Source organism: uncultured Campylobacter sp., from assembly GCF_937921625.1.
Classification (GTDB): domain Bacteria; phylum Campylobacterota; class Campylobacteria; order Campylobacterales; family Campylobacteraceae; genus Campylobacter_B.
The window spans coordinates 1-21,121 of the sequence record NZ_CAKZTI010000030.1 but is presented as its reverse complement, the minus strand read 5'-3'; the positions used below and the strand labels follow the sequence as shown (position 1 = coordinate 21,121).

Annotated in this window: 26 protein-coding genes; 12 read left to right on the top strand and 14 right to left on the bottom strand. The window is 47.9% G+C overall.

Annotated features, from left to right (window positions below):
• The 3 genes from Q0101_RS05080 to Q0101_RS05070 all read left to right on the top strand — a co-directional run.
• A partial coding sequence (locus tag Q0101_RS05080; RefSeq protein WP_297942942.1) for an isoaspartyl peptidase/L-asparaginase occupies positions 1-554 on the top strand: 554 nt, incomplete at its 5' end.
• Between the two features lie 551 nt (positions 555-1,105).
• Positions 1,106-2,599, top strand: a complete 1,494-nt coding sequence (locus Q0101_RS05075) for an RNA ligase (RefSeq protein WP_297942940.1) — start codon at positions 1,106-1,108, stop codon at positions 2,597-2,599.
• A gap of 69 nt (positions 2,600-2,668) precedes the next feature.
• Positions 2,669-3,265, top strand: coding sequence for a phosphoesterase (locus tag Q0101_RS05070; protein WP_297942938.1), 597 nt, complete (start codon positions 2,669-2,671; stop codon positions 3,263-3,265).
• A 474-nt stretch (positions 3,266-3,739) separates the two neighbouring features.
• On the opposite strand, the gene Q0101_RS05065 is transcribed toward Q0101_RS05070, so the two are convergent.
• The 4 genes from Q0101_RS05065 to Q0101_RS05050 form a co-directional block, all read right to left on the bottom strand.
• On the bottom strand, positions 3,740-3,997 hold the full coding sequence (locus Q0101_RS05065) for a hypothetical protein (RefSeq protein WP_297942936.1): 258 nt from the start codon (positions 3,995-3,997) through the stop codon (positions 3,740-3,742).
• Between the two features lie 216 nt (positions 3,998-4,213).
• A complete protein-coding gene (locus Q0101_RS05060; RefSeq protein ID WP_297942934.1) occupies positions 4,214-4,504 on the bottom strand; it encodes a hypothetical protein in 291 nt (96 codons plus the stop codon).
• A 292-nt stretch (positions 4,505-4,796) separates the two neighbouring features.
• The gene (locus Q0101_RS05055; protein WP_297942944.1) at positions 4,797-5,894 is read right to left on the bottom strand and encodes a HAMP domain-containing sensor histidine kinase; all 1,098 of its coding nucleotides are present in this window, start codon (positions 5,892-5,894) and stop codon (positions 4,797-4,799) included.
• 18 nt (positions 5,895-5,912) lie between these two features.
• Positions 5,913-6,575: a response regulator transcription factor gene (locus Q0101_RS05050; protein WP_297881395.1), complete on the bottom strand. Its 663-nt coding sequence runs from the start codon at positions 6,573-6,575 to the stop codon at positions 5,913-5,915.
• Between the two features lie 167 nt (positions 6,576-6,742).
• Between Q0101_RS05050 and Q0101_RS05045 the strand changes: the two genes are divergently transcribed.
• Positions 6,743-7,036: a hypothetical protein gene (locus tag Q0101_RS05045; RefSeq protein ID WP_297942932.1), complete on the top strand. Its 294-nt coding sequence runs from the start codon at positions 6,743-6,745 to the stop codon at positions 7,034-7,036.
• A gap of 15 nt (positions 7,037-7,051) precedes the next feature.
• Here Q0101_RS05045 and Q0101_RS05040 read toward each other — a convergent pair whose 3' ends face one another.
• A complete protein-coding gene (locus Q0101_RS05040; protein ID WP_297942930.1) occupies positions 7,052-7,585 on the bottom strand; it encodes a DUF1104 domain-containing protein in 534 nt (177 codons plus the stop codon).
• A 202-nt stretch (positions 7,586-7,787) separates the two neighbouring features.
• Here Q0101_RS05040 and Q0101_RS05035 point away from each other — a divergent pair, with 202 nt between their 5' ends.
• Positions 7,788-7,952: a hypothetical protein gene (locus tag Q0101_RS05035; RefSeq protein ID WP_297942928.1), complete on the top strand. Its 165-nt coding sequence runs from the start codon at positions 7,788-7,790 to the stop codon at positions 7,950-7,952.
• A 23-nt stretch (positions 7,953-7,975) separates the two neighbouring features.
• On the opposite strand, the gene Q0101_RS05030 is transcribed toward Q0101_RS05035, so the two are convergent.
• From Q0101_RS05030 to Q0101_RS04990, 9 genes are all read right to left on the bottom strand, one after another.
• Positions 7,976-8,521, bottom strand: coding sequence for a superoxide dismutase family protein (locus Q0101_RS05030; RefSeq protein ID WP_297942926.1), 546 nt, complete (start codon positions 8,519-8,521; stop codon positions 7,976-7,978).
• Between the two features lie 65 nt (positions 8,522-8,586).
• The gene (locus tag Q0101_RS05025; protein ID WP_297942924.1) at positions 8,587-9,255 is read right to left on the bottom strand and encodes a molybdenum ABC transporter permease; all 669 of its coding nucleotides are present in this window, start codon (positions 9,253-9,255) and stop codon (positions 8,587-8,589) included.
• Positions 9,252-9,539 (bottom strand): substrate-binding domain-containing protein, encoded by a 288-nt coding sequence (locus Q0101_RS05020; protein ID WP_297942922.1) that lies wholly within the window; start codon positions 9,537-9,539, stop codon positions 9,252-9,254. Before Q0101_RS05020 ends, Q0101_RS05025 begins: the two co-directional genes overlap by 4 nt.
• Entirely contained in the window at positions 9,520-9,954 is a 435-nt protein-coding gene (locus Q0101_RS05015; protein WP_297942920.1) for a hypothetical protein, read from the bottom strand. The genes Q0101_RS05020 and Q0101_RS05015 overlap by 20 nt, the downstream gene beginning before the upstream one ends.
• A gap of 116 nt (positions 9,955-10,070) precedes the next feature.
• The gene (gene modD / locus Q0101_RS05010) at positions 10,071-10,925 is read right to left on the bottom strand and encodes a ModD protein (RefSeq protein ID WP_297942918.1); all 855 of its coding nucleotides are present in this window, start codon (positions 10,923-10,925) and stop codon (positions 10,071-10,073) included.
• 2 nt (positions 10,926-10,927) lie between these two features.
• Positions 10,928-11,425 (bottom strand): nitroreductase family protein, encoded by a 498-nt coding sequence (locus Q0101_RS05005; RefSeq protein WP_005869576.1) that lies wholly within the window; start codon positions 11,423-11,425, stop codon positions 10,928-10,930.
• 659 nt (positions 11,426-12,084) lie between these two features.
• Positions 12,085-12,750: a ThiF family adenylyltransferase gene (locus Q0101_RS05000; protein WP_297942916.1), complete on the bottom strand. Its 666-nt coding sequence runs from the start codon at positions 12,748-12,750 to the stop codon at positions 12,085-12,087.
• Entirely contained in the window at positions 12,743-13,522 is a 780-nt protein-coding gene (surE, locus tag Q0101_RS04995) for a 5'/3'-nucleotidase SurE (RefSeq protein ID WP_297942914.1), read from the bottom strand. The genes Q0101_RS05000 and surE overlap by 8 nt, the downstream gene beginning before the upstream one ends.
• Positions 13,523-13,936: 414 nt before the next feature.
• Positions 13,937-14,437, bottom strand: a complete 501-nt coding sequence (locus Q0101_RS04990) for a hypothetical protein (RefSeq protein ID WP_297942912.1) — start codon at positions 14,435-14,437, stop codon at positions 13,937-13,939.
• Between the two features lie 68 nt (positions 14,438-14,505).
• Between Q0101_RS04990 and Q0101_RS04985 the strand changes: the two genes are divergently transcribed.
• Genes Q0101_RS04985 through Q0101_RS04955 form a run of 7 tightly spaced genes read left to right on the top strand, consistent with a single transcriptional unit; the run spans position 14,506 to position 20,891 of the window.
• Complete coding sequence (locus tag Q0101_RS04985) at positions 14,506-15,693, top strand: lipid-A-disaccharide synthase (protein WP_297942910.1); 1,188 nt, start codon at positions 14,506-14,508, stop codon at positions 15,691-15,693.
• 48 nt (positions 15,694-15,741) lie between these two features.
• Positions 15,742-16,233 carry a transcription elongation factor GreA gene (greA, locus tag Q0101_RS04980; protein WP_297942908.1) on the top strand — a complete coding sequence of 164 codons (492 nt, stop codon included), beginning with the start codon at positions 15,742-15,744 and terminating at the stop codon, positions 16,231-16,233.
• Between the two features lies 1 nt (position 16,234).
• Positions 16,235-17,242: an N-acetyl-gamma-glutamyl-phosphate reductase gene (gene argC / locus Q0101_RS04975; protein WP_297942906.1), complete on the top strand. Its 1,008-nt coding sequence runs from the start codon at positions 16,235-16,237 to the stop codon at positions 17,240-17,242.
• Between the two features lie 42 nt (positions 17,243-17,284).
• Positions 17,285-18,019: a metallophosphoesterase gene (locus Q0101_RS04970; protein WP_297942904.1), complete on the top strand. Its 735-nt coding sequence runs from the start codon at positions 17,285-17,287 to the stop codon at positions 18,017-18,019.
• 31 nt (positions 18,020-18,050) lie between these two features.
• Complete coding sequence (serB, locus tag Q0101_RS04965; protein WP_297942902.1) at positions 18,051-18,674, top strand: phosphoserine phosphatase SerB; 624 nt, start codon at positions 18,051-18,053, stop codon at positions 18,672-18,674.
• Positions 18,667-19,674 carry a transaldolase gene (locus Q0101_RS04960; RefSeq protein WP_297942900.1) on the top strand — a complete coding sequence of 336 codons (1,008 nt, stop codon included), beginning with the start codon at positions 18,667-18,669 and terminating at the stop codon, positions 19,672-19,674. The genes serB and Q0101_RS04960 overlap by 8 nt, the downstream gene beginning before the upstream one ends.
• A complete protein-coding gene (locus Q0101_RS04955) occupies positions 19,674-20,891 on the top strand; it encodes a type IV pilus twitching motility protein PilT (RefSeq protein WP_297942898.1) in 1,218 nt (405 codons plus the stop codon). Before Q0101_RS04960 ends, Q0101_RS04955 begins: the two co-directional genes overlap by 1 nt.
• Positions 20,892-21,121 lie beyond the last annotated feature (230 nt).

Below are 21,121 nucleotides of genomic sequence, written 5' to 3'. Positions count from 1 at the left end.
TGGTCGATCAGAAGTATTTTTTCACGCAGTTTAGATACGACGCGCTGCAAAAAGCCAAAGAAAAACAAAAGCTGCTACTTGATAGCGAAAAGGCAAAAAAGACGTCGCTGAATTTACACGAGCGCCCATATCTTGGCACCGTAGGCGCGATCGCGCTGGATAAAAACGGCAACCTAGCCGCAGCTACTAGCACCGGCGGCATGACCAACAAAATGACCGGCCGCATCGGCGATAGCCCGATAATCGGCTCCGGAACCTACGCCGATAACGACTCGGTGGCGGTTTCATGCACCGGCACGGGCGACATCTACATGCGCGTAAACGCCGCGCACGAGGTGTCAGCTCTGTATAAATACAAAACCTCCGATGTGCAAAAGGCCGCCGAAGAAGCGGTAAAAGAGGTCAAAGCACTCGGCGGTAGCGGTGGCATTATCTCGATCGACAAGCACGGACACACGGGCTTTGCGTGGACGAAAGATAAGCTCGGCATGTATCACGGCGAAGCAAGACTTGGAGCCAAACCGATCGTTTACTGGCCGTTAGGAGATAAATAAGCGTATTTAGCCCCTTTACGGGGCTAAATTTAAATCAAATAGCGAGGATAAATACGCTTTTTATAGCGCGTCTATCAAAATTTGGCGCCTTCGTCGATCAAGCGCTTCGGCGAGGATAAATTCGATCAAATTTTAATTTCAGCACCTCGGCAAAGTGCAAATTTCTATTTATTTAAAATTTTTGAGCCTAACATATATCGCTATCTTTTTATCGTATTCAAATTAGTCAAAACAATAAATTTTATGCTTCGATAAGCCCATAAAGAGATCAAATTTAATCTCTTTGTAAATTTGAGCTTTGAGGTTTAAATTTAAGCCGCCCAGCGGCTTCTCCGCAAATTTTATCCTCGCTCAATTTCGTGCCAAAAGCGCATCGGTAGCAAGCCCTCGTAGATACGGGTGCTGCGCCGTCTCATTCGCGTCTCAAAACTGCGCGAGCTAAGCGGCAAAAATCTGCTCTGTAAATTGAATTTTACCAAAATCCATATTTCTTTATACCAAGGCGCTCAAATTTCAGGTAGAATATCGCCACATAAAATCAAGGCGGTAAAATGAGAAAATTTATAGTCGTTCGCGGACACGCGGGCTCGGGTAAAACGACTTTCGCAAAAGAGAAAATTAAAGAATTTAAAAACGAATACCCTCAGGCGCAAATTTATCATCTGGAAAACGATATGTTTTTAGTAGGTGAGGCGGGGGTTTATACTTGGTCGCCGAAGCTTTTAGAAGACGCGAAGCGCAAGGTCGCCCGCGAGATAAAGCAGGCGTATAAATTTGCCCTGGAAAACAAAGCTAAAGACGTTCTTATCGTGCTTAGCAACGTGAGCGCGCGCACCAAAGAGCTGCTAAGCCTAAAAGAGCAAGCCGCCCAGAATGGATTTATTTTCGAGTGTTTTAGAATGCAAAATTTCTTCGCCTCCGAGCACGGCGTCGATGAAAATACGGTAATAGCGATGTTTATCAAGGTCGCAAACAATAAAATAGAGGGCGAAATTTTGATCCCGCCCATCAATCCTATGAGCGAAAGCGTAGCGCAAAAGATCAAAGACGCGGCGGCTCTAAACAGGCGCGATCTACCCTTTGATGCGGCGCAAAACACCTACGTAACGAAAAAATATATCGCTGCCACGCAGGACAAAAGGCTCTGGAGCGCGCGTCAAAGCGAGCTTTATCCCGAGCTTCGCACCTACAAATACTCAAAACGCGTCTTTTTCAAAGCCGATTGGGATAAGGCGTTGCTTGAGATGCGCGGGCTCATAATGGACGAGAATCTAAATATCATCGTGCGTCCGTTTAAAAAGGTCTATAACTACTCGGAATTTACCTCGCGCAAAAGCCTTTATCCTATCGATATCACAGACGATACGCCCGTGCTTGCCGTGCGAAAGGTAAACGGCTTTTTGGGGTGTTGCACCTACGTAGATGTCGGCGAAAGCGGCGCGAGCTTTAACCGCCGCGTCATCTACTCCACGACGGGATCGACCGATAGTAGATTTGCGCAGATGGCGCGCGAGCACTGCTGTAAATTTGAAGAGATTTTCAAACGCTATCCAAATAAAACTTTTTTATTTGAGATCACCGACGAGAGCGATCCGCACATCGTAGAAGAGGAGCTTGGTGAGACTTTTATCGGACTTATCGACGCTAAAACCGGCGCGCAAGAGAGCGAATTTGAGCTGGATAAGATCGCTGCAAGCACCGCTGGCGCGCTAAAAAGACCTTTTTATAAGAAGGACGAGCAGTATCTAAAAACGAGCTTTGCGGAGCTAAAAAATATAGTCAAAGAGGCAAAATTCGAGGGCTTTATGGTGTATATCCCAAGCCAGAACGATTTTTGCTTTAAGATGAAAACGCCTTATTATCTCGTGAATAAATTTTTTGCTCGCAGTAAAAACGAGGCGCTTTCCGGCAAACTGGATAAAACCAAGCTTGATGAAGAATTCCACCCTTTGGTCGATCACATCAAAGCAAACGAGCGAGAATTCAAATCCCTTGACGAGCAGGGCAAGCTAGGCTTTATAAAAGAATTTTTAGAAAAAGTTTAACGATTATCGTGCAAATATTTGGCGCCGCGTAAATTTACGTAAGCGGCGATTAGAGCTTAAAGGAAAATGATGATATTTTTTACCTCCGATTTGCATTTTTATCACGGCAATATTATGAAATACTGCCCTAAATTTAGGGCTTTTAACGACGTAAGCGAGATGAATGAAAAGCTAATAGAGCTCTGGAATGCCGTAGTGGGGCCGGAAGATACGGTTTATGATCTGGGCGATTTTGCATTTTGTAATAAATTAAAGGATCTAAAAAGCGTAGCGCGTAGGCTAAACGGCTTGCATGTGCTGATTTTAGGCAACCACGATACGCTCATCAGCCAAAACAAAGAAGCACTGCTACGCGAGCTAAAAGATGACGGAAATCCCATCTTTAGCGATATCCTGCACTACAAAGAGCTAAATTTTGACGGCGGTGCGGGCGCGATAAAGGACGGCAAAGCGGGTATGAGCATCTGTATGTTTCACTATCCCATAGAGGAGCACAACCACGCCTCGCGAGGCTCTTTTATGCTTCACGGACACTTGCACGACCGCGCTTCCAGCCTAGAGGGGCGCATACTAAACGTAGGCTTTGACTCGCACGGCAAAATTTTAAGCTTAGACGAGATCGTGCAAATTTTAGGGCAAAAGGAGATTGCGGCAAGATATTCGTGATCCGGGCTAAACACGGACAGCCGCAGCATTGATTTAAAGCGTAGCTGCGAGTGCTTAGCTCGTCCTTGTTACGCGAAATTTTATTTGCGCCGCCATAAAATTTTTATAGAATTCGCACGAAAGCTCATTATCAAGCACGTGTTAGCTTAATCTGTGCCGTTACGAAATCCGTTTACGACTAAATAAATCTTTACTTGCCTTGATAAAATTTTATCCCTAATCTTGGCAAATTTTGCTTGCATTGTTACGAATTTTGCAGGCTCTACGTACTATTATTAGGCTATGACGGCGTAAATTCTTTACGAAATTTGAGGGAGAAATTTATCCAAAAAATTCAAGTGCAAAATTTGAACTATGGATTTTGTGCGCGGATTTTCGCAGTAAAATTTGTGTGCAAAATCGTGCTTACAAATTCCATTTAAATTTTTGGCGTCGTATTCTGCGGGGAAATTTTAGTTGAAAATTTCGAAGCTTTTAGAATTTTGGCTCGCTCTTACACAGCCTAGCGTTTAAAATTATATGAGGGCGACGTCCGCTAGCTCTAGCGCGCACGTATCGGTGCGTCGCAAAGCAAAAAAGCTCATCGTTATTGCAGAGCGTGGCTAAGCAATAGATGAGAGCGTTAAACTCATAGCTACCGTCTATGCTTAGCGTAAAAATCTGGCTAAACGGCGTGACATAAAAATATAGCGTGATATCTCCGCAGCGGTTGGATAAGGCACTAAAGTGCACTTTTTCAATCGGGAATTTTATGCCGTTTTGATTGATTAAATTTTTTATCGCTCACATAAATTCCCTTGTGCACGGTATCCCAAAAGACCTACAAAAACACCATTATCATGCAAAAGCCGGCTAGCAGGATAGTTATATTAAAAACTACGCCGTATTCTGGTTTAAAGCATAGCGCAATCACGCCTAAAACGGGGATTAAGACTAGCAAAGCAGCGATTATTTCAAGCCCGCTTCCGCGCTTTTTATACTCGCATAGGATGCATTCATCTGCGTCCAGTTGCACTTTGGACGCGAGCGGGATACGCACTGCGTAGCGAAAGCTAGCCCCGCAGCCATGCAACAGCTTCTCGCTCCATGCTTCAAAGCCGCTTTTGCCAAGATTCTTACGCGCCTTGGCGCACTAGCGTTTGCCGCGTCGCTTGCCGCCGTATCGCCTCCTGATGCGGCCTCTAAATCCGCTTGTCTAAACTTGGCTCTTTTATAGCTTACCTTATCAATATTTATCATTGTTCCATCCGGCGAAATTTATCGCCATTTTAGCGAGCGGCTACGTAATTTCGGATAAATTCCACGGCTCGAAATTTTATAAAATTTAATATGACTTACGCTATGTATTCTGCAAACCGGCGGGCGAAATTTTGCGAGCGTAACCGAATTGCATGCGTAAATTCCGCCGTCAAATTATAACCTAGCGCAAATTTTTACGAACGAATCACTAGCTAAATTTAAACCCGCGCGGTTAAGCCCAACAAGCCCGCCTGCTAAAATTTCATTCGCGCAGAATTTCATTTGGGTAAAGTTAAAATTTCACCTCAAATTCCGTCCAGTCCTCGTTGCTATCGCACGAAATTTTAAGCCCGAGCTCGTCGCAATATTTTTTCACGATAAAAAGCCCGATGCCAAAGCCGCCGTTGCGTTCGTCAAAGCGGGTGTAAAGCTCGAAAATATGCGGTGAATTTTGCTGCGCGATGCCCGCGCCGCTGTTTTTGATGCGAAGCGAGCGCTCGCTTAGGCTCACCTCGACGCAGCCGAGCTCATCACAATATTTTATCGCATTGCCAAGCAGATTGTCGATGATCTTTCGCAGCTTAAACTCATCCGCGCAAAAGGCTACCGGGTGCAGATCGGCGTTTAAGCTTATGCACTTTTGCTCCGCAGAGATGCCGAAATACTCTATGCGGCCTTGCAGCAGCTCGCCTAAATTTACCTCCCGCCCGCTGCCGCTTTTGTTTAAGCTTAGCGCGGTTAGATCCTCGAATAGCGCGTTTATCGTATTTGCGCCCGTCTTGATATTACCCAGATATTTTTTCGCATCGGTATCGAAAAGCTCGATACTCATCAAAATCACGCTAAGCGGGGTTTTTATCTCGTGCGTCGTGTCGCGGATGAAGCCGTCAAGAAACTCAATCTTTTCGTAAAGCGGGCGCAGCGAAAGGCGGATGATAAAATACGCGATCAGCAAAATAAGCGCCAAAACAAGCGCGCTCGCGGCTAAAATTTTAAGCTTCAGCGCCGCTAGCTTGCCCTCAAGCGCTTCCGTTTTGATCGCTACGTAATACTCCGTGCCGTCCTTGGCGGTGAGATTAAACTGCTCGATCCTGCCAGATCCCTCCATATACACGCGCGGCGCGTCGTCCTTCGGCTCAAAATCCCGCGCGATCTCATCGCTGCTATTCAGATCCGCCGCGTATGCCTGCATAGCGTCGAAATCGCCCTCATTTAGGCGCCCGCCGCGCGCGAGCTTAGCCTCTAAGCCGTGCTTGAAATCCCTTATCGCAAAGGCATCGCGATCCGCGATAAAAAACTTCTCCCGCTCGTAAAATACGCTGCTTACCAGCGCCAAAAACAGGACGCTAGTAAGCGTGTAGAGTAAAAAAATCGGTAGAATTTGACGCATTTTGGACACGGCGCGCTCCTAAAGATATTTGTAGCCGAGCTTGGAAGCGTTTATGATGCGATCCTTGCCTAAAATTTTTCGCAGCTCCGCGATATAAACGCGCAGGCTAAGCTCGCTCGGGCTCTCGTCGTAGTCCCACAGCGCGGCGAAAATTTCATCTTTACTAAGGAATTTATCGCGGTTTTTCAGAAGCAGAGCAAGAAGCCGCGCCTGCTTCTGCGGCATCGGCACGGCTTTTCCGTCGCAATAAAGCGCGCGCTGAGCCATATCGAAGCTAAAGTTTCCGCCGATATTTTCGCGCAGGGCGGCGTTGTGGACGAAGGTGCGCTTTAGTAAATTATCTGCGCGCAGAGCCAGCTCTTTTAGCTCGAAGGGCTTTTTGAGGTAGTCGTCGCAGCCGCTTCTAAAGCCGCTTTCGACGTCTTGCAGAGTGTTTAGCGACGTCGTGAAAATGCACGGTGCGCCGCGCCCGGCCTCGCGCAGCTCGCGAAGTAGCGCAAAGCCGTTGCCGCCGATGATTTTGACGTCGAAGATCCACAGATCGAAGCTCTTTTCGTATGCTAATGAAAGCGCCTCGTCGTAGCTTTTACTGCCGCTTACCTCGTGCCCCGCGCCGCGCATGTAGGTGCACATCATGTCTAGCAGCATCCCCTCGTCCTCGACGATCAAAACTCTTGCCATAGGCCGCCTCCTTGCGTAGAATTTTCGAAATTATACCCTGTGAAATTCCACGTAAAATTTAATTGCAAAATTTCAGGGCAAAATTTTATCGTGGCGAAAACGACGCGTCTTGGCTCTAAGGCACGCTTCGTAAATTTAGATTGCTCGCCTAGTAATTAATTCGCGCAGTGCGCCAAGCGGCGCAAGAGGCTAAAATTTTACGATATAAAATTTTCGCGCCGCGGAATTTCAAAATTTACAGGCAAAGTACGGGAGTTTTAAAATTCTGCCGCTACGAAATTTTAAAATTTCACGTCCTAAAATTTCGCCGCGTAGAATTTCAAAACCTCGCCTGCGCCGATAAAATTTTGCGAAATTTCATCGGCGCTACGCCGCATAAATTTCAAGCTAAAATTCTAAAATTCTCGCGCCGTATTTCGATAAAGCAGAATTCCGCGCAAATGCTGCGCGGAACTAAATAGTTTGCGCGCGGGCGGCTATTGCTGCGTCATAGGGCACACAGCGGCGCCCGCGTTTTGATTGCACGGCATCGCGTCTCTTGGCGGCATTGCCGGACCCGCGCCGTCGCGCATTCCTTTAGGCGGCATATGACCGCACTCGCCGGGTGCCATCTGCGATCTGTGTGGACCAAACCCGCAAGCAGGCCTTTTAAATTTGCCGAAATTACCGCGATCTTTGAGCTCGATATCCAGTCTATCCGCCTGCTCGACGCTTAGCTTGCCCGCCTGGGCGTTATAGTTTTTTCTAAACTCGTCTAGGAATTTCTCGCGATCCTCGACGCTCATAGCGTCCAGTTTCTTTTTAAACTCGGTCTTAAATCCGCGCTTGAGATCCCTTGCCTGCGCCCTTAGCTCGCCTGCGCGCTTATCGATCTCAAACGCCGCTTCGCTTAAACTCTTGGCATCCGCGCCGGCGACTGCAGCATTGATCTGCTCGGGGGTGCTTGAGCTAAAATCTGCGGCGAACAGCACGCCCGCAACTAAAACGCTTGCTAAAACAATCTTTTTCATTCTCTCTCCTTTGTGGAAGTTGGCATAATTGTATGAAAAAGTCGTGAAGAAAAAGTTAAATGAAGCTCACGCCGCCAAAATAGCTCGGAGCCGTAAATTTAGAGTCTTGATTTAAATTTGGAAAATTTTGCGCTGCTGCGGCAAAAACAGGGCGTAATGCGCGCAAACGGAGTTAAATTTTAAAATTTAAGCGGGAGAGAGGGTGCAGTGCGTAAATTTAACACAAAATTTCGCGCTGCATAAGTTGTATCAAAGCCCGCCGCGTTTAAATTTAACGGCAAAGCGGGCGTATCTCGGCGCTGCGGACGGCGAAATTTCGTCGCGTAAATTTAACCGCAGAGCGGACATACTTAGAGATTGCGGATGATTAAATTTCATCCGCAACGAGGCTTATTTTATAACGCCGCAGACCATTCTAGCGCCGCCGCCGCCGAGCGGTTTCGGATGATCGCTGTGGTTATCGCCGCCTACGTGAACCATCAGCGAGTGGCCCTTTAGCTCATCTAAGCTCTTGATTTTCGGAGCTAGCACCGGATAGACCGCATTGCCCTCGGCATCGACGAAAAGTGCAGGCAGATCGCCCTTGTGGCCGCTATCGTCCCAAGCAAACGAATGTTTTTTAGTATCGTTCGGATCCCAGTGACCGCCAGCTTTCATGCCTAAGCCTTTCTCGGTCGCGCCGCAGTCGGCGTTTTGATGCACGTGAAAACCGTGCGCGCCGCTAGTAAGACCCTTTAAATTCGGGAAAAACGCCACGCCGTAGTTCGTCTCGACCGCTACGACCTCGCCGACACTCACGTTACCCTTCTCGCCCAGTTGCTCCATAGTAACGACAAGGTGCTTGCCGGTCTTAGGGTCGAAATTTTGCATATCGCCGTGCTCGTGAGCGACCAAAGCGCTTGCGACTAAAATTGATGAAATTAAAAATTTCTTCATGAAAAATCCTTTAAAATGAAATGCGTTTGCAATTTTATCAAAAAAATACTTAAAAATAATTTTTTTCAGTTAGATAAATTTCGCTTTTTATCCAAAAGATTTATCGCATAAAATAAAATCAAGCTGAAAATCACGAGCAAAAGGCTTAAAATCAGCGCTCGCTCGTTCTCGCCGTCATACACGGCGCCCATGATCGCAAGGCTTAGCGTGTCGGTCTTACCCACGATGTTTCCGCCCAGCATCAGCGTGATACCCACTTCGCCAAGCCCGCGCGACAGCGCTAAAATGAGCGCGGAGCCGAGTGTTTTAAGCGAACTTGGAAGGATGACGAGGAGAAAAATTTGAGCTCTGTTTTTGCCTAAAATTTGCGCGGCTTCGATTAGACTTTTCGGAAAGAGCTCAAAGCTCGCACACACGGGCTTTACAAACAGCGGCAGTCCCACCAAAAATGCGGCGATTACCAATGAAGAGAAGTTAAAAACGATGTCTAAATTTAATGCAGAGCCGATAAATCCGCTCTTTCCGAAGATGTAAAGAAGCAAAAATCCCGTCGCGATCGGCGGAAAGATAAGCGGAAAAATCACTAAAATTTCGATGATCTTTTTAAATTTGGCTTGGCTGAAAGCTAAAAAATATGAAATTGCTAGCCCTATTGAAATAAGCAGCAAAAAGCTGCAAAACAGGGCTTTGACGCTTAAAAGCAAAGGATGCATGATCCAAGCGATGTCGCTCATTTAAGACCGAATTTTGAAAAAATCTCTTTTGAGCGGTCCGATTGAAATTCCTTCATCACCTTTTCGCAAAGCGCCTCATTGCTGCACGCGCTAAGCCTTGCGATGCCGATGAATGCGGGGCTGTAGAGGCTCTCGTCGATGTAGATGATCGAGCCGAACTCATCTTTTTTGGCGACCGCTTCGGTACTGTTGATAAAGCCTGCTTGCACCTCGCCGTTGATGACGTAAGCGACCACCTGCGGCACGCCCGCGACGGCTAAAATTTTATCTTTTACCGGCTCCATCTTGGCGTTTTGTAAAAACTCGTTCGTCCTGATACCGTAAATCGCCTTTTTTAGGATCGGGCATCGCGATCTTATCGAGCTTTGCGATCTCGGAGACATCGTTTATTTTGATATTTTTCGGCGTTACTAAAACTAGCGTGCTGCGCCCGATACGCTCAAATTTAGTGATATTTAGATCGCTTTTTTTCAAAAACGCCTCGTCGCCCACGATGAATGAAATTTTATTCTCGCGCGATTGAATGACTAGCTGGCCGAGGTTGGCAAACGATCCCGCCACATCCATGCCCTCTTTTTTCAAATTTTCTATCACGGCCGAGACGGGCTTTTTGTATCCGCCGCCGGCTGCGATTATCAGCTGATCCGCGCAGAACGAAACGCTTGCCGCAAGCGCTAAAATAAAAGCAATTTTTTTCATAAAAATCCTTTTTTTGAAATTTTAAGAATTTTACAAAATATACTTTTATTTATTAATAAATTGCGTTTTTATGTCCTTTTTTAGACTTTTCCGTCTTAAAATTTAAAATTTAATATTTAGATAAATTCTATCTTTCCGCCTAGATCGCAGCACACGCCCTGATTCCAAACCGCCGAGCTTACGAGCACGTCCGCGCCGGTAGCTGCAAACTCGGCGCAGTTATTTTTATTTATGCCGCCCGCAGCGCAAATTTTAATCTGCGGCGCCGTTTCATCTCGCCTCAAAACGCAAGCTCTAAGCTCGCTAGGGCTCATCTTGTCGCACATTATCGCATCGGGTGCGTATCCTAAAAGCTCGCTAAATTCGCGCTCGCTCGCCACTTCGATCATGATCTTTCGCTCGGGCGCGCGCTCTTTAAATTTAGCGATCTGCGCGCAAAACTCGCTAAAGCTAGCAAACGCGCGGATGTGGTTTGAAAAAAATAGGACGCTGTCGTACAGCCCCAAGCGGTGCATCGTTCCGCCGCCCGCTATCAGCGCATTTACGCAAAGCTCCTTCGCAAAAGGAAAGCTCTTGCGCGTCGCACCCAGCACGCAGCGCGGATTAGCCTCTCGCATCAGCGCAACCATCTCGTGCGCGTAGGTCGAAATTTTGCAGGAGTACTCAAACACGATCTGAACGATCTTCCAAGCTTTATGCAGGCTCTCAAAGCTCCCCTGCGCGCTAAAAATTTCATCCCCCGCGCAAAATGCGCTTCCCTCGCGCGCTAGATGCTGCGTCTCGCAACCAAAGCGTGCCGCTACCTCGCGCGCAATCTGCCCGCCGCTAAAGATCAGATTCTGTCTTGTTACGATCGAAAGCCGCGCGGGCGCGTTTAGATCCACAAAGTCCTGCAAAAGCTCGGTCGTAAGGTCCAAAAACGCGCCGTCGCTAGCGATTAGATCGTCAATTTTACTCTGCGAAATAAACATATCTAGCCTACGAAGTGAATTTTAGCGGGCTCAAAGCGTGAATGCGCCTTTGTGACGCGAGACGGAAAGCCCAAAGGCATAATGCAAAACGCCTCTAAATGCCCAGGCAGATCCAAAATTTCTCTTACGCGCTCCATTGCGTAAATATCGGGCGCTACGCCCAGCCACGTGGTGCCAAGCCCCAAATGGTGCGCCGCTAGCCAGAGATTTTCTGCCGCACAAGCGCAGTCGTAGCGAGCGTAGGGCTGGAATTTTAAGCCGCTTTTGCGCGTGCAGACCACGATCGCAAGCGGCGCATCCTTCGTGCAGCCGCCGTAGGTGCCGACGCTGCTAAGTAGCGTAAGCGCGGTGCGGTCGCGTACTACGTAAAACTCCCATGAGCGCTGGTTGCCTGCGCTAGGGGCTTGCATCGCGGCTTTTAGCACGAGCTCGATTTGATCGTCGCTCGGCATTTTTTCGGTAAAGTTTCGCACGCTCGTGCGTGTAAAAATTTCATTCATCGCTGCTCCTTTAAATTAAATTTCTAAATTCCGCTTTTTGCGAGCGGTAAAAAATGGAATTTAGAAGTAGGCTTGCCGCTGCGTTTGCTTGAGCCTTGCTTACGCTTTACGCTTATTTAGGCGCTACGCGGCGACCGATGCGCGCTAATTTGGTTTTGCTTGCCTGAGCGCGCCTTTTTTTGCATCAAAAAGCGTAAAGTCGCGATAGAATTTCAAGCCTCATCACTATGAAACACGCCGCATAGGATAGCTGCGCGAACTTAATTCAATCAAAATTTCGCTCACAAGCAAGCTGCGATCCGCGTATTTAAATTTTAATCCTAGGCTACTATCTGGCACCTGCTAAAATGACACGCCGTATGCATCAATATGTGCGTGTAGCTCGCGTGGTCCTTAAATTTCATCTCGCGCCGAGTCTGTGTCGATCTTTGCGGATAAAATTTTATCCTTCGCAGCAATGAAATTTCACCTTCGCGCCGAGCAAATTTTATCTTCGTCGTCCGGTAAAATTCCGCTTTCGCCGCTTTGTATTTTAACCGCACGCGTCCGCAAAGCACGCTCGGATCAAAAGCTCAAAATATCCAAATTTAAATTTAACCGCAAAACCCAACCAGACGGAGCCGCACGCCGAAACGCTATAAAATTTTAAGCGTTTAAATTTATCGCTCGCCTATCAGCCTGCGCACGACGTAGCTTGCGATGAAAAGCCCGAAGCTCGCGGTCACTCCCATGAAGCTGCCCATCGATTTGACGCGCGGCGGCTCGCTCGAGCAGACGACGTCAAAATCGCCCGCAAAGCCGTGCTTTCGCAGCTCGTATCTGATCTTGCGCGCGAGCGGATCGCCCTGCGTCTGCCAGATTGAGCGGATTTCGATTCTAGCGGGATCGAGTCTCTTTGCGCCGCCCATCGAGCTTACGAAGTCTACACCCGCCTCGCTGCAGCGCAGCGCAAGCGCGATCTTAGCGCCCACGTCGTCGATCGCGTCGATTACGAAATCAAATTTTGCTAGATCAAATTCCGATAAAAATTCCTGATCGATCCTGGCGGCGATCGGCGTTACGCCTTTAAATTTGCGCGCGAAAACCTCGCATTTTAGCTCGCCTACGTGCTCGCTTCCAAACTGGCGATTTTGGTTGGTTATCTCGAAGCGATCGCAATCGATCACGCTTAGATTTACCGCGCCGCTGCGGTACAGCGCCTCTATCGCCGCTCCGCCCACGCCGCCGCAGCCGCAGATTAAAATTTTAGCGCTTTGCAGCCTTGCAAAATCCTCGCCGAAAAGTAGGCGCGAGCGCGAAAAGCGGTCTACTACGACCTCACTCATCGTTTTTCATCCACCTTTCTAGCGCGCTCATCTGCTCGTGCGCGGTTAAATTTAGCTTGATCGGACTTAGCGTCGCCCGCCCCTCAAAAAGCACCGAAATATCGCTGTTTTCGTTTTTGCTCGCATCAAAACTGAGCGTAGATTTGCCGAGCCAATAATACTCCATCCCGCGCGGATTGCGGTTTAGCTGCGCGTCCGTGTCGTAGAGCTTCTCGCCGCAGGGCGCAACCGTTAGCCCCTTAAAATCTTGCTTTGAGACGGCAGGGACGTTTAAATTTAAAAACTGCTTCGGCGGCAGCGGAAAGCCGTTTTTGAAAATTTTCCCCACTAGATCAACCGTGAGTTCGCACGCGAGGTCAAATCCGTACCGCTGCAGCGAGTCCGCGACGTAAAACTGGCTCACCGCAAGCGCGGGAATGCCTTGCAAAACCCCCTCCATCGCGCCTCCGCAAGTGCCCGAATAGGTCACGTCCTCCGCGACGTTGGCGCCGTGATTTATGCCGCTTATCACAAGATCGGGCTTGCGATTATACAGCGCGCGGAGTGCCAAATACACGCAATCTGCGGGCGTAGCGTCGTCGAGTTTGAAAAATCCGTCGTCTAGCTTTACAAATCTAAGCGGGCGCGTGAGCGTGAGGGAGTGTGAGCATGCCGATTTCTCCGAGCTTGGCGCTACGATGGTGACGTTTGCGACCGATCTTAGCGCACTTGCGAGCTCCAAAAGTCCGCGCGCTTCGAATCCGTCGTCATTGGTGATTAAAATTTCTTTCATATTCTCTCTTTAGCTAAAATTTCACGACAGGCCTATCGGGGCAGAATTCCGTCTGCAAAAATTCTAGCGCTCAATTCTTTACTATGCAAAAATTGCTACTTAGCTTGCGTGGCGTAGAATTCCGTTGCGCCAAATTTTTCCGCAAAAATTCCATGCGAACTTAGATCACAAAATCCATAGAAAAAATTCCGCCTTTTTGCTACGAAATTTTATCTTTTTTTGCTACAAATTTTATAGCCTGCCACGTAATTTCATCGCCTAAATTTCGTTTTCGAAATTCCTTAAATTAAATTTTGCGACCGCACTCCGCAACTCGCCGCAAAATTTGTCTTTTAAATTATCGTAAAATTTTACACCACGAAATTTTGCTTTCGCGCCGATGCAAATCCGCGGCATAAAATTATGCGAGACTATCTATAACCCTGCTTTGCGGCATATCTCCTCGCTCACCTGCGAATCAAGTAGGTGCGAGCTTGGATAATCGTAGAAAAATCGGTGCACTTCGCGCACTCCGCTTTGCAATAAAGCTCGCGTACTAGGTGCGTTGCAGTCATTTTCGGTAATATCCTTGGCTAGCAATTTGAGATATTTTTGCCGATCGGAGCTTTTCAGGCTCGCCCAGCCAGGGCTTAGCGAGTAGGCATAGATCAGATCGCTTCCTTGTGCGCTAATTTCTTCGAGGAAGGCAAACTGCGCGACCTTAACGTGGGGCTTGGCGCCGCCTACGTCTGCTGCGATCTCGTTAGCTGCGGCTTTAGCGACGAGTGCGGGCGAGCCTAGCTTACTAAGCGCCTCAAAACGCGCTGTTACAGCGGGATCTTCGGTGACTTGACGCTTTTGGTATTTAGCCGCGCCGCAACCGCCTAGCAACATCACGAACGCGCCACATAGCGCTAAAATTTTAAAATTTCTCATCTTAAATCCTTTGTCGACTTAATTTTAGCACATTTTGCTATAATTAACAAAAATTTAAAAGGCTAAATTTGAAATATTTAATCTCTTGCCTAGAACCCTCGGCGAACCTGCATTTTAAAGAGGTTCTAGCGCATCTTAAAAGGCTTGATCCCGCTTGCGAGATTTGCGGAATTTACGATGAAAAGCTTGGCTCGCCGATATACAAAAGCAGCGAGTTTTCGGCGATGGGCTTTGTTGAAATTCTGCCGCTAATTTTAAAAGCCAAGCGCGCGATGGCGCAGATGACGCGACTTGCGGCGGAGTGCGATCGCGTGCTACTTATCGACTCGCCCGCGTTTAATCTGCCGCTTGCTCGCGCGATCAAGGAAAGCGGCGCGCGCGCAGAAATTTCATATTATATCCTGCCGCAGGTTTGGGCGTGGAAGCCGCACAGAGCGGAGAAACTGAAAAAATTCTGCGACAACCTGCTCTCCATTTGGCCTTTTGAGGCGAAATTTTTCGGCGCGGACTACGAGGGAGATAAAGGCACTGTGCCGCAAGAAGCGGAGAGCAAAGACGCGGCGCTACAAGAAACAAAAGATAAAGACGCTGCACCGAAAAAGGATGCCGCGCGCCAAAGCGGTCAAAGCGCCGAAACCGCAAAGTACTCTTTCGTGGGGCATCCGCTATTAGATGAGATAACGCTGCGAAAGCAAAGCTATGAAAAGCAGGGCAAGATCGCCTTTATGCCGGGCTCGCGCAGAGCTGAAATTTCAAGACTGATGCCGATTTTTAGAGCCCTTGCGCCTAAATTTGAAAATAGCGAGCGAGCCTTGATAATCCCGCTGCATCTGATGGATCAAAGAGATGAAATTTACGGGCCTCTGGGCGACTTTAGCATCGCAAACGATACTCCTGCCACGCTTAAGGATTGCGATTTCGCCTTCATCTGCTCGGGTACGGCGACGCTTGAGGCGGCGCTCATCGGCACTCCGTTCGTGCTGTGCTACAAGGCTCGCGCGTTTGACGTTTGGCTCGCGCGAAAGCTCGTAAAGCTAAAGCACGTGGGGCTTGCGAATATTATTTTTGATTTTTTGGGCGAGCAGCCGCTACACGAGGAGCTTTTGCAATCCGAGGTAAGTGCGCAAAACCTACTCGCCGCGTACGAGCGCTGCGACGCTGCGAAATTTAAACTTGCGAGCCAAAAGCTGCGAGATTATCTGAAATTCGGCTCCAGCGAAAACGTGGCAAAAATTTTAACGCAGGCTGCGAGCTAAAATTTTAAGGCTAAAGCTTATATAATTTGATAAAAAGAAAGGAAGATTATGACGACCGAACCAATGACGCTTTACGGATATGAAAAGATCACCTCCGAGCTCAAAGAGCTTCAGAGCGTGAAGCTGCCTCACATCGTGCAGCAGATAGACATCGCGCGCGGACACGGCGATCTAAAAGAAAACGCCGAGTACCACGCGGCGCGCGAAGAGCAGGCGTTTCTGCTCTCGCGTATCGCCGAGCTTAGCGACATCATCTCTCGCTCAAAGATCATCGATCCCTCGACATACGAGCACGACCGCGTAAAATTCGGCTCTACCGTTACCTTTATGGACGTAGAGACCGAGCGGGAGGAGATCTACACGATCGTAGGGCTTAGCGAAGCGGACATCTCGCGTAAGCTCATCAATATTAACACGCCGCTTGCGCGCCAGCTTTTAGGCAAAGCTGAGGGCGATGAGGTGGTGCTTCAGCTGCCATCAGGCACGCGCGACGTGGAAATTTTAAGCGTCGAATACAAGCCGATCAAATTTGAGAATTAGCGTGAAAAAAGTAGGCATCATAGGCGTTAGCGGCTATACGGGGCTTGAGCTGATTAAGGCTCTACTTTCCCACCCGAGCTTTGAAATTTCATATTTGGGAGCTTCGGCGCAGGGCGAGATAAGTGAAATTTTCCCGCAGCTTCGCGGCGTGTTTGAGATGAGCGTAGAAGCTGCGGATGCTCGCGTTGCAGCGCAAAGATGCGATCTTATTTTCTTGGCGTTGCCGCATGAAAAAGCGATGGAATTTGCCCGCGAAATTTTAAAATTTAAAAGCGTCAAGGTAGTCGATCTATCTGCCGATTACCGCCTAAGCCGCGAGTTTTACGAGAAAAATTACACCACGCATTTAGACCCTCGTAATTTAGCCCACGCCGTTTACGGACTGCCCGAGCTAAATCGCGAAAAGATCCGCGCCGCCCGCCTTACGGCAAATCCTGGCTGCTATCCCACCTGCTCTATTTTGGCGCTCGCGCCGTTCGTGCGGCTACTCGATCCTAGTATCGGCGTATTCATCGACGCAAAAAGCGGAGTAAGCGGCGCGGGCAAGACTCTTAAAGCAAGCAGCCATTTCGTAAGCGCGAACGAAAACGCAAATGCCTACTCGCCGATCTCGCATCGCCATGCAGACGAGATCAAAGAGCAGCTACAAATTTTAAAAGGCGGCGAATTTAGCACGCTTTTCGTGCCGAATTTGCTGCCGATTACGCGCGGAATGCTGGTTAGCGCGTTTGGCGTACTGCAAAAGAGCGTGGATGCTGAGGCAGTACTGCGGGAATTTTACGAAAATGAGCCTTTCGTGCGCGTCCGAAGCGAACCCGTGAGTATAAAAAACGTCGCAGGGACGCACTTTTGCGATATTTTTGTAAAAACAGCGGGCGATAAAATTTGGATCAACTCGGCGATCGATAATCTTTTGCGCGGAGCATCGTCGCAGGCGGTCGCAAACGCAAATTTAATGTGCGGATTCGCCGAAGCTACGGCGCTGCCGCGTATCGCACATGGAATTTAAACGATGTGCTTTTTGCAAAAGCGCTCACGCGCGAGAGCCTAGATGCAAAATGATCAAATTCAGACGATAAAACCGGGCGCGATCTTTATCGGCGATGCGCACGCAGGCGCGAGTAGACCGCAATTTTTGAAATTCTTGCGCGTGCTGCGTTCTGCACAAAGCCTGCCGCCTCAAATTTTTATGATGGGCGATATGTTTGATTTTTTGGCAAACACGACCTACGTGCAGCGCTTCTACGAAGAGGAGATCGCGCTAATAAACGAGCTGTCGCGAAAATGCGAAATTTTTTACTTCGAGGGCAACCACGATTTTAATCTGCGCGAAATTTTCCCCCGCGCAAAAGTTTATCCAAACGCCGCGCAGCCCGCTAAATTTATCTGCGAGAGCGGCGAAGCGGTGCAGATTGCGCACGGCGATCTGTTTTTGCCGCGTCTGACGCAATTTGCGCTGCTTTCGCTACGAAACAGAGCTTTTCTGAAATTTATGGATCTGCTCGATCGCGCTTTAAAATTTAAAATTTCAAAGATGATCTTAAAATCGCAGGAGGGGAAAAATCTATACAAAAAAATGCCAAATTTTAAGGATATAATCGCGCCAAAGATCGATTTTTACGCGGCAAATTTAATCATCGAGGGGCACTATCATCAAGATGAAATTTTATATTTTGGCGAAAAAAAATATATAAATTTATGCTCGTTCGGGGTTAGGAGTAAAATTTACGAGGTCGCAAAAAGCGAAAAATTTATGCTAATTCCAAAAAACTTAAACTTAAATTAGCTATAATTCCTAAATTTTTGCGAGGATATTTATGATAAAGCTTTGTGTTTTCGACTTTGATTCTACGCTGATGGACGGCGAGACGATAGGTTTTTTCGCCGCTAAAATGGGCACGCAGCGACAAGTTAGCGAAATCACGAAGCGCGCGATGGCGGGAGAGCTTGATTTTTTCGAGAGCCTTAGCGAGCGAGTGGCGCTGATAAAGGGGATGAGGCTTAGCGATGCTAAAGCTATCGCAGAAAGCCTGCCTTTCGTTTGCGGCGCTAGCGAGATCATCGCGTATCTGAAAAATAAAGGCATAAAGGTGATCGTCTTTAGCGGCGGATTTCATCTAGCCACCGACGCCGCGCAGAAAAAACTGGGTTTTGACGCGAGCTTTGCGAACTATCTGCATGAAAAGGACGGAATTTTAACCGGGCTTTTCGGCGGCGAGATGATGTTTGGATACTCAAAAGGCGCGCTGCTTGCGCAGCTTAAATCTCTGATGGGGCTAGATACTAGCGAGATAATGTGCGTGGGAGACGGCGCGAACGACGTTTCGATGTTTCGCGAGGCGGGACTTAAAATTGCTTTTTGCGCGAATGAAATTTTAAAAGAGCACGCGAGCGTCTGCATTGAAAAAAAGGATTTGAAGGAGATTATGAAATATGTATGATAAAGCCCTAAATTTCAGCCTTTGGTGCGACTTTTTGGAGCGCGATTTTATCGATAAAGATTTCGACGAGCTGATCAAAAAAGGGATAATTAACGGCGCTACTTCCAATCCTGCAATCTTTAAAAACGCGATCCTAAGCTCCTCAGCATACGATGCGGCTAAAGAGGAATTTAGAAAAAAAGAGCCTAAAAAGCTGTATGAAATTTTAGCCACCGCAGACATCAGAAGCGCGGCGGAGAGCCTACTTAAAAATTTCATTAACGGCGATGACGGCTTTGTGAGTATCGAGGTTGATCCATATTTCGCAGATGACGCCGAGGCGATGTATCGTGAGGGCAAGCACCTATATAGCACGATCGGCATGCCAAACGTTATGATAAAAATCCCCGCTATGAAGGCGGGCTACGAAGCGATGCGCGATCTATTAAAAAAGGGGATCAGCGTAAACGCGACCTTGGTTTTTTCGCCGGAGCAGACCATAAAATGTATCGAGGCGATAAAAGAGGGGATTGCGGGCTTTCGTCGCTACTTCCCGAAAGCAAATTTACCAAAAACAGTAATTAGCATTTTCGTTAGCCGCTTCGATAGGTTACTGGATGAAAAAATGGCTGCGGCAGGCCTTCCTACCGGCAAAATCGGCACGATGAACGCTTCAAAATGCTACAACATCATCGCTAAAGAAAATTTAAATTACGTAAAGCCGCTGTTTGCGAGCACGGGCGTAAAAGGAGATGATCTGCCGAAGGATTACTACGTAAGCGAGCTAATGTATCCGAGCTGCGTAAATACCGCGCCGCTTGAGACCATAGAGGCTTTTGTAAACATCGATCAAAAACCTAAAATGCCGCCTAGCGACGCGCAGATAGAGGAATTTTTCGCGCGAGTAACGGATGCGAAGATCGATATGAAAAAGGTGTATAAAAAGCTACTCGATGACGGGCTAGTAGCCTTTGAAGAGGCATTTAAAGAGATAATAAAAACACTTAAAAAGGAGAAATGATGGCGGGTTCTATAGATTATTCGCAGTACCAAGTTGACGCTTCTACGCTGGATTTTAAGCAGCGAGACAGGCTAAATAAATATTTGGAATTTTTGATTCAAAACGGCGGTAGCGACCTTCATATCAAATCGGGCGCGGTTATCAGAGGTCGTATCCATGGCGAGCTGGTTAAATTTAGCAAGACGCCTTTTTTAAAAGAGGATGCGATGACTCTAGCCAAAGAGCTGCTTATTACGCGCTTTCCGGAGCTTATCGAGAAAAAGAGCGTGGATTTTACCTACAAGCTAAACGACGATTATCGCTTCCGCGTTAATATTTTCTTTCAAATCGACGGTATCAGCGCGGTCTTCCGAACGATACCGGTTAAAATTCCGGAGATTGACGAGCTGGGCTTACCGCCCTCGATCAAAGATATTTGCGACACGGCTATGCGCGGCGTCGTTCTACTTACGGGGCCTACGGGAAGCGGAAAGACGACCACGATCGCAAGTATGATAAATCGCATAAATAGGCAAAGAACCAGCCATGTCGTTACGATCGAAGATCCCGTAGAGTTCGTTTTCAAAGACGATAAATGCATCATCAATCAGCGCGCTATCGGCGAGGATTGCAACAACTTCGCAGATTCGCTTCGCGCCGCGCTGAGAGAGGACCCGGACGTTATATTCGTGGGCGAGATGCGCGATTTGGAGACGATCGAGACGGCGCTTCACGCCGCAGAAACCGGACACCTCGTGTTTTCGACGGTGCACACCATCGATGCGAAAGAGACGGTCAACCGTATCATTGCGATGTTTGAGCAAGCTGAGCAGGAGCGTATCCGAATGACGCTAGCGTCCGTCCTAGAAGCGGTCATCTCTCAGCGCCTTGCCCGTACTATCGAAGGCAAGCGCGTAGCCGTCGTCGAAATTTTGCGCAAAAACACGCGTATTAAGGATATGATACTTGATGCGCGTGACGATGAAATTCCAGACGCGATCGCCGACGGTCGCAACACCTACGGCATGCAGACCTTCGATCAGCACCTACTCGATCTTTACAGAGACGGCATTATTACTCGCGAAGAGGCGCTGGATAAGGCCTCTAAGCGAAACGATCTTGATCTACAGATCAAAAACGTCGATCTTGCCAAAAAAAGGGATTTGGCGGCAGAATCCGGAGAGAGCGCCGAGGAGATGCTCGCCGGCGAAGTCGTACAACTAAAAGAGATCCGCTAAGTCGTAAATTTTAAAATTTTAAATTTTTGCAATTTAAAATTTTAAAGAATTCTGCCTGCCGCTAGGCGGGCGGAATTTAATTCGTTTGCCCGCTGCTATGCGGGCAGATACTACCTTAAATTTCGTTTTAAAATATCTATAATTTCGATTAAAATTTCACGTCCGATTAATCTTATAAAATTCCTATTCATTTAATCTTTAATAAATAAAATTTCAACCAAATTTCGGGG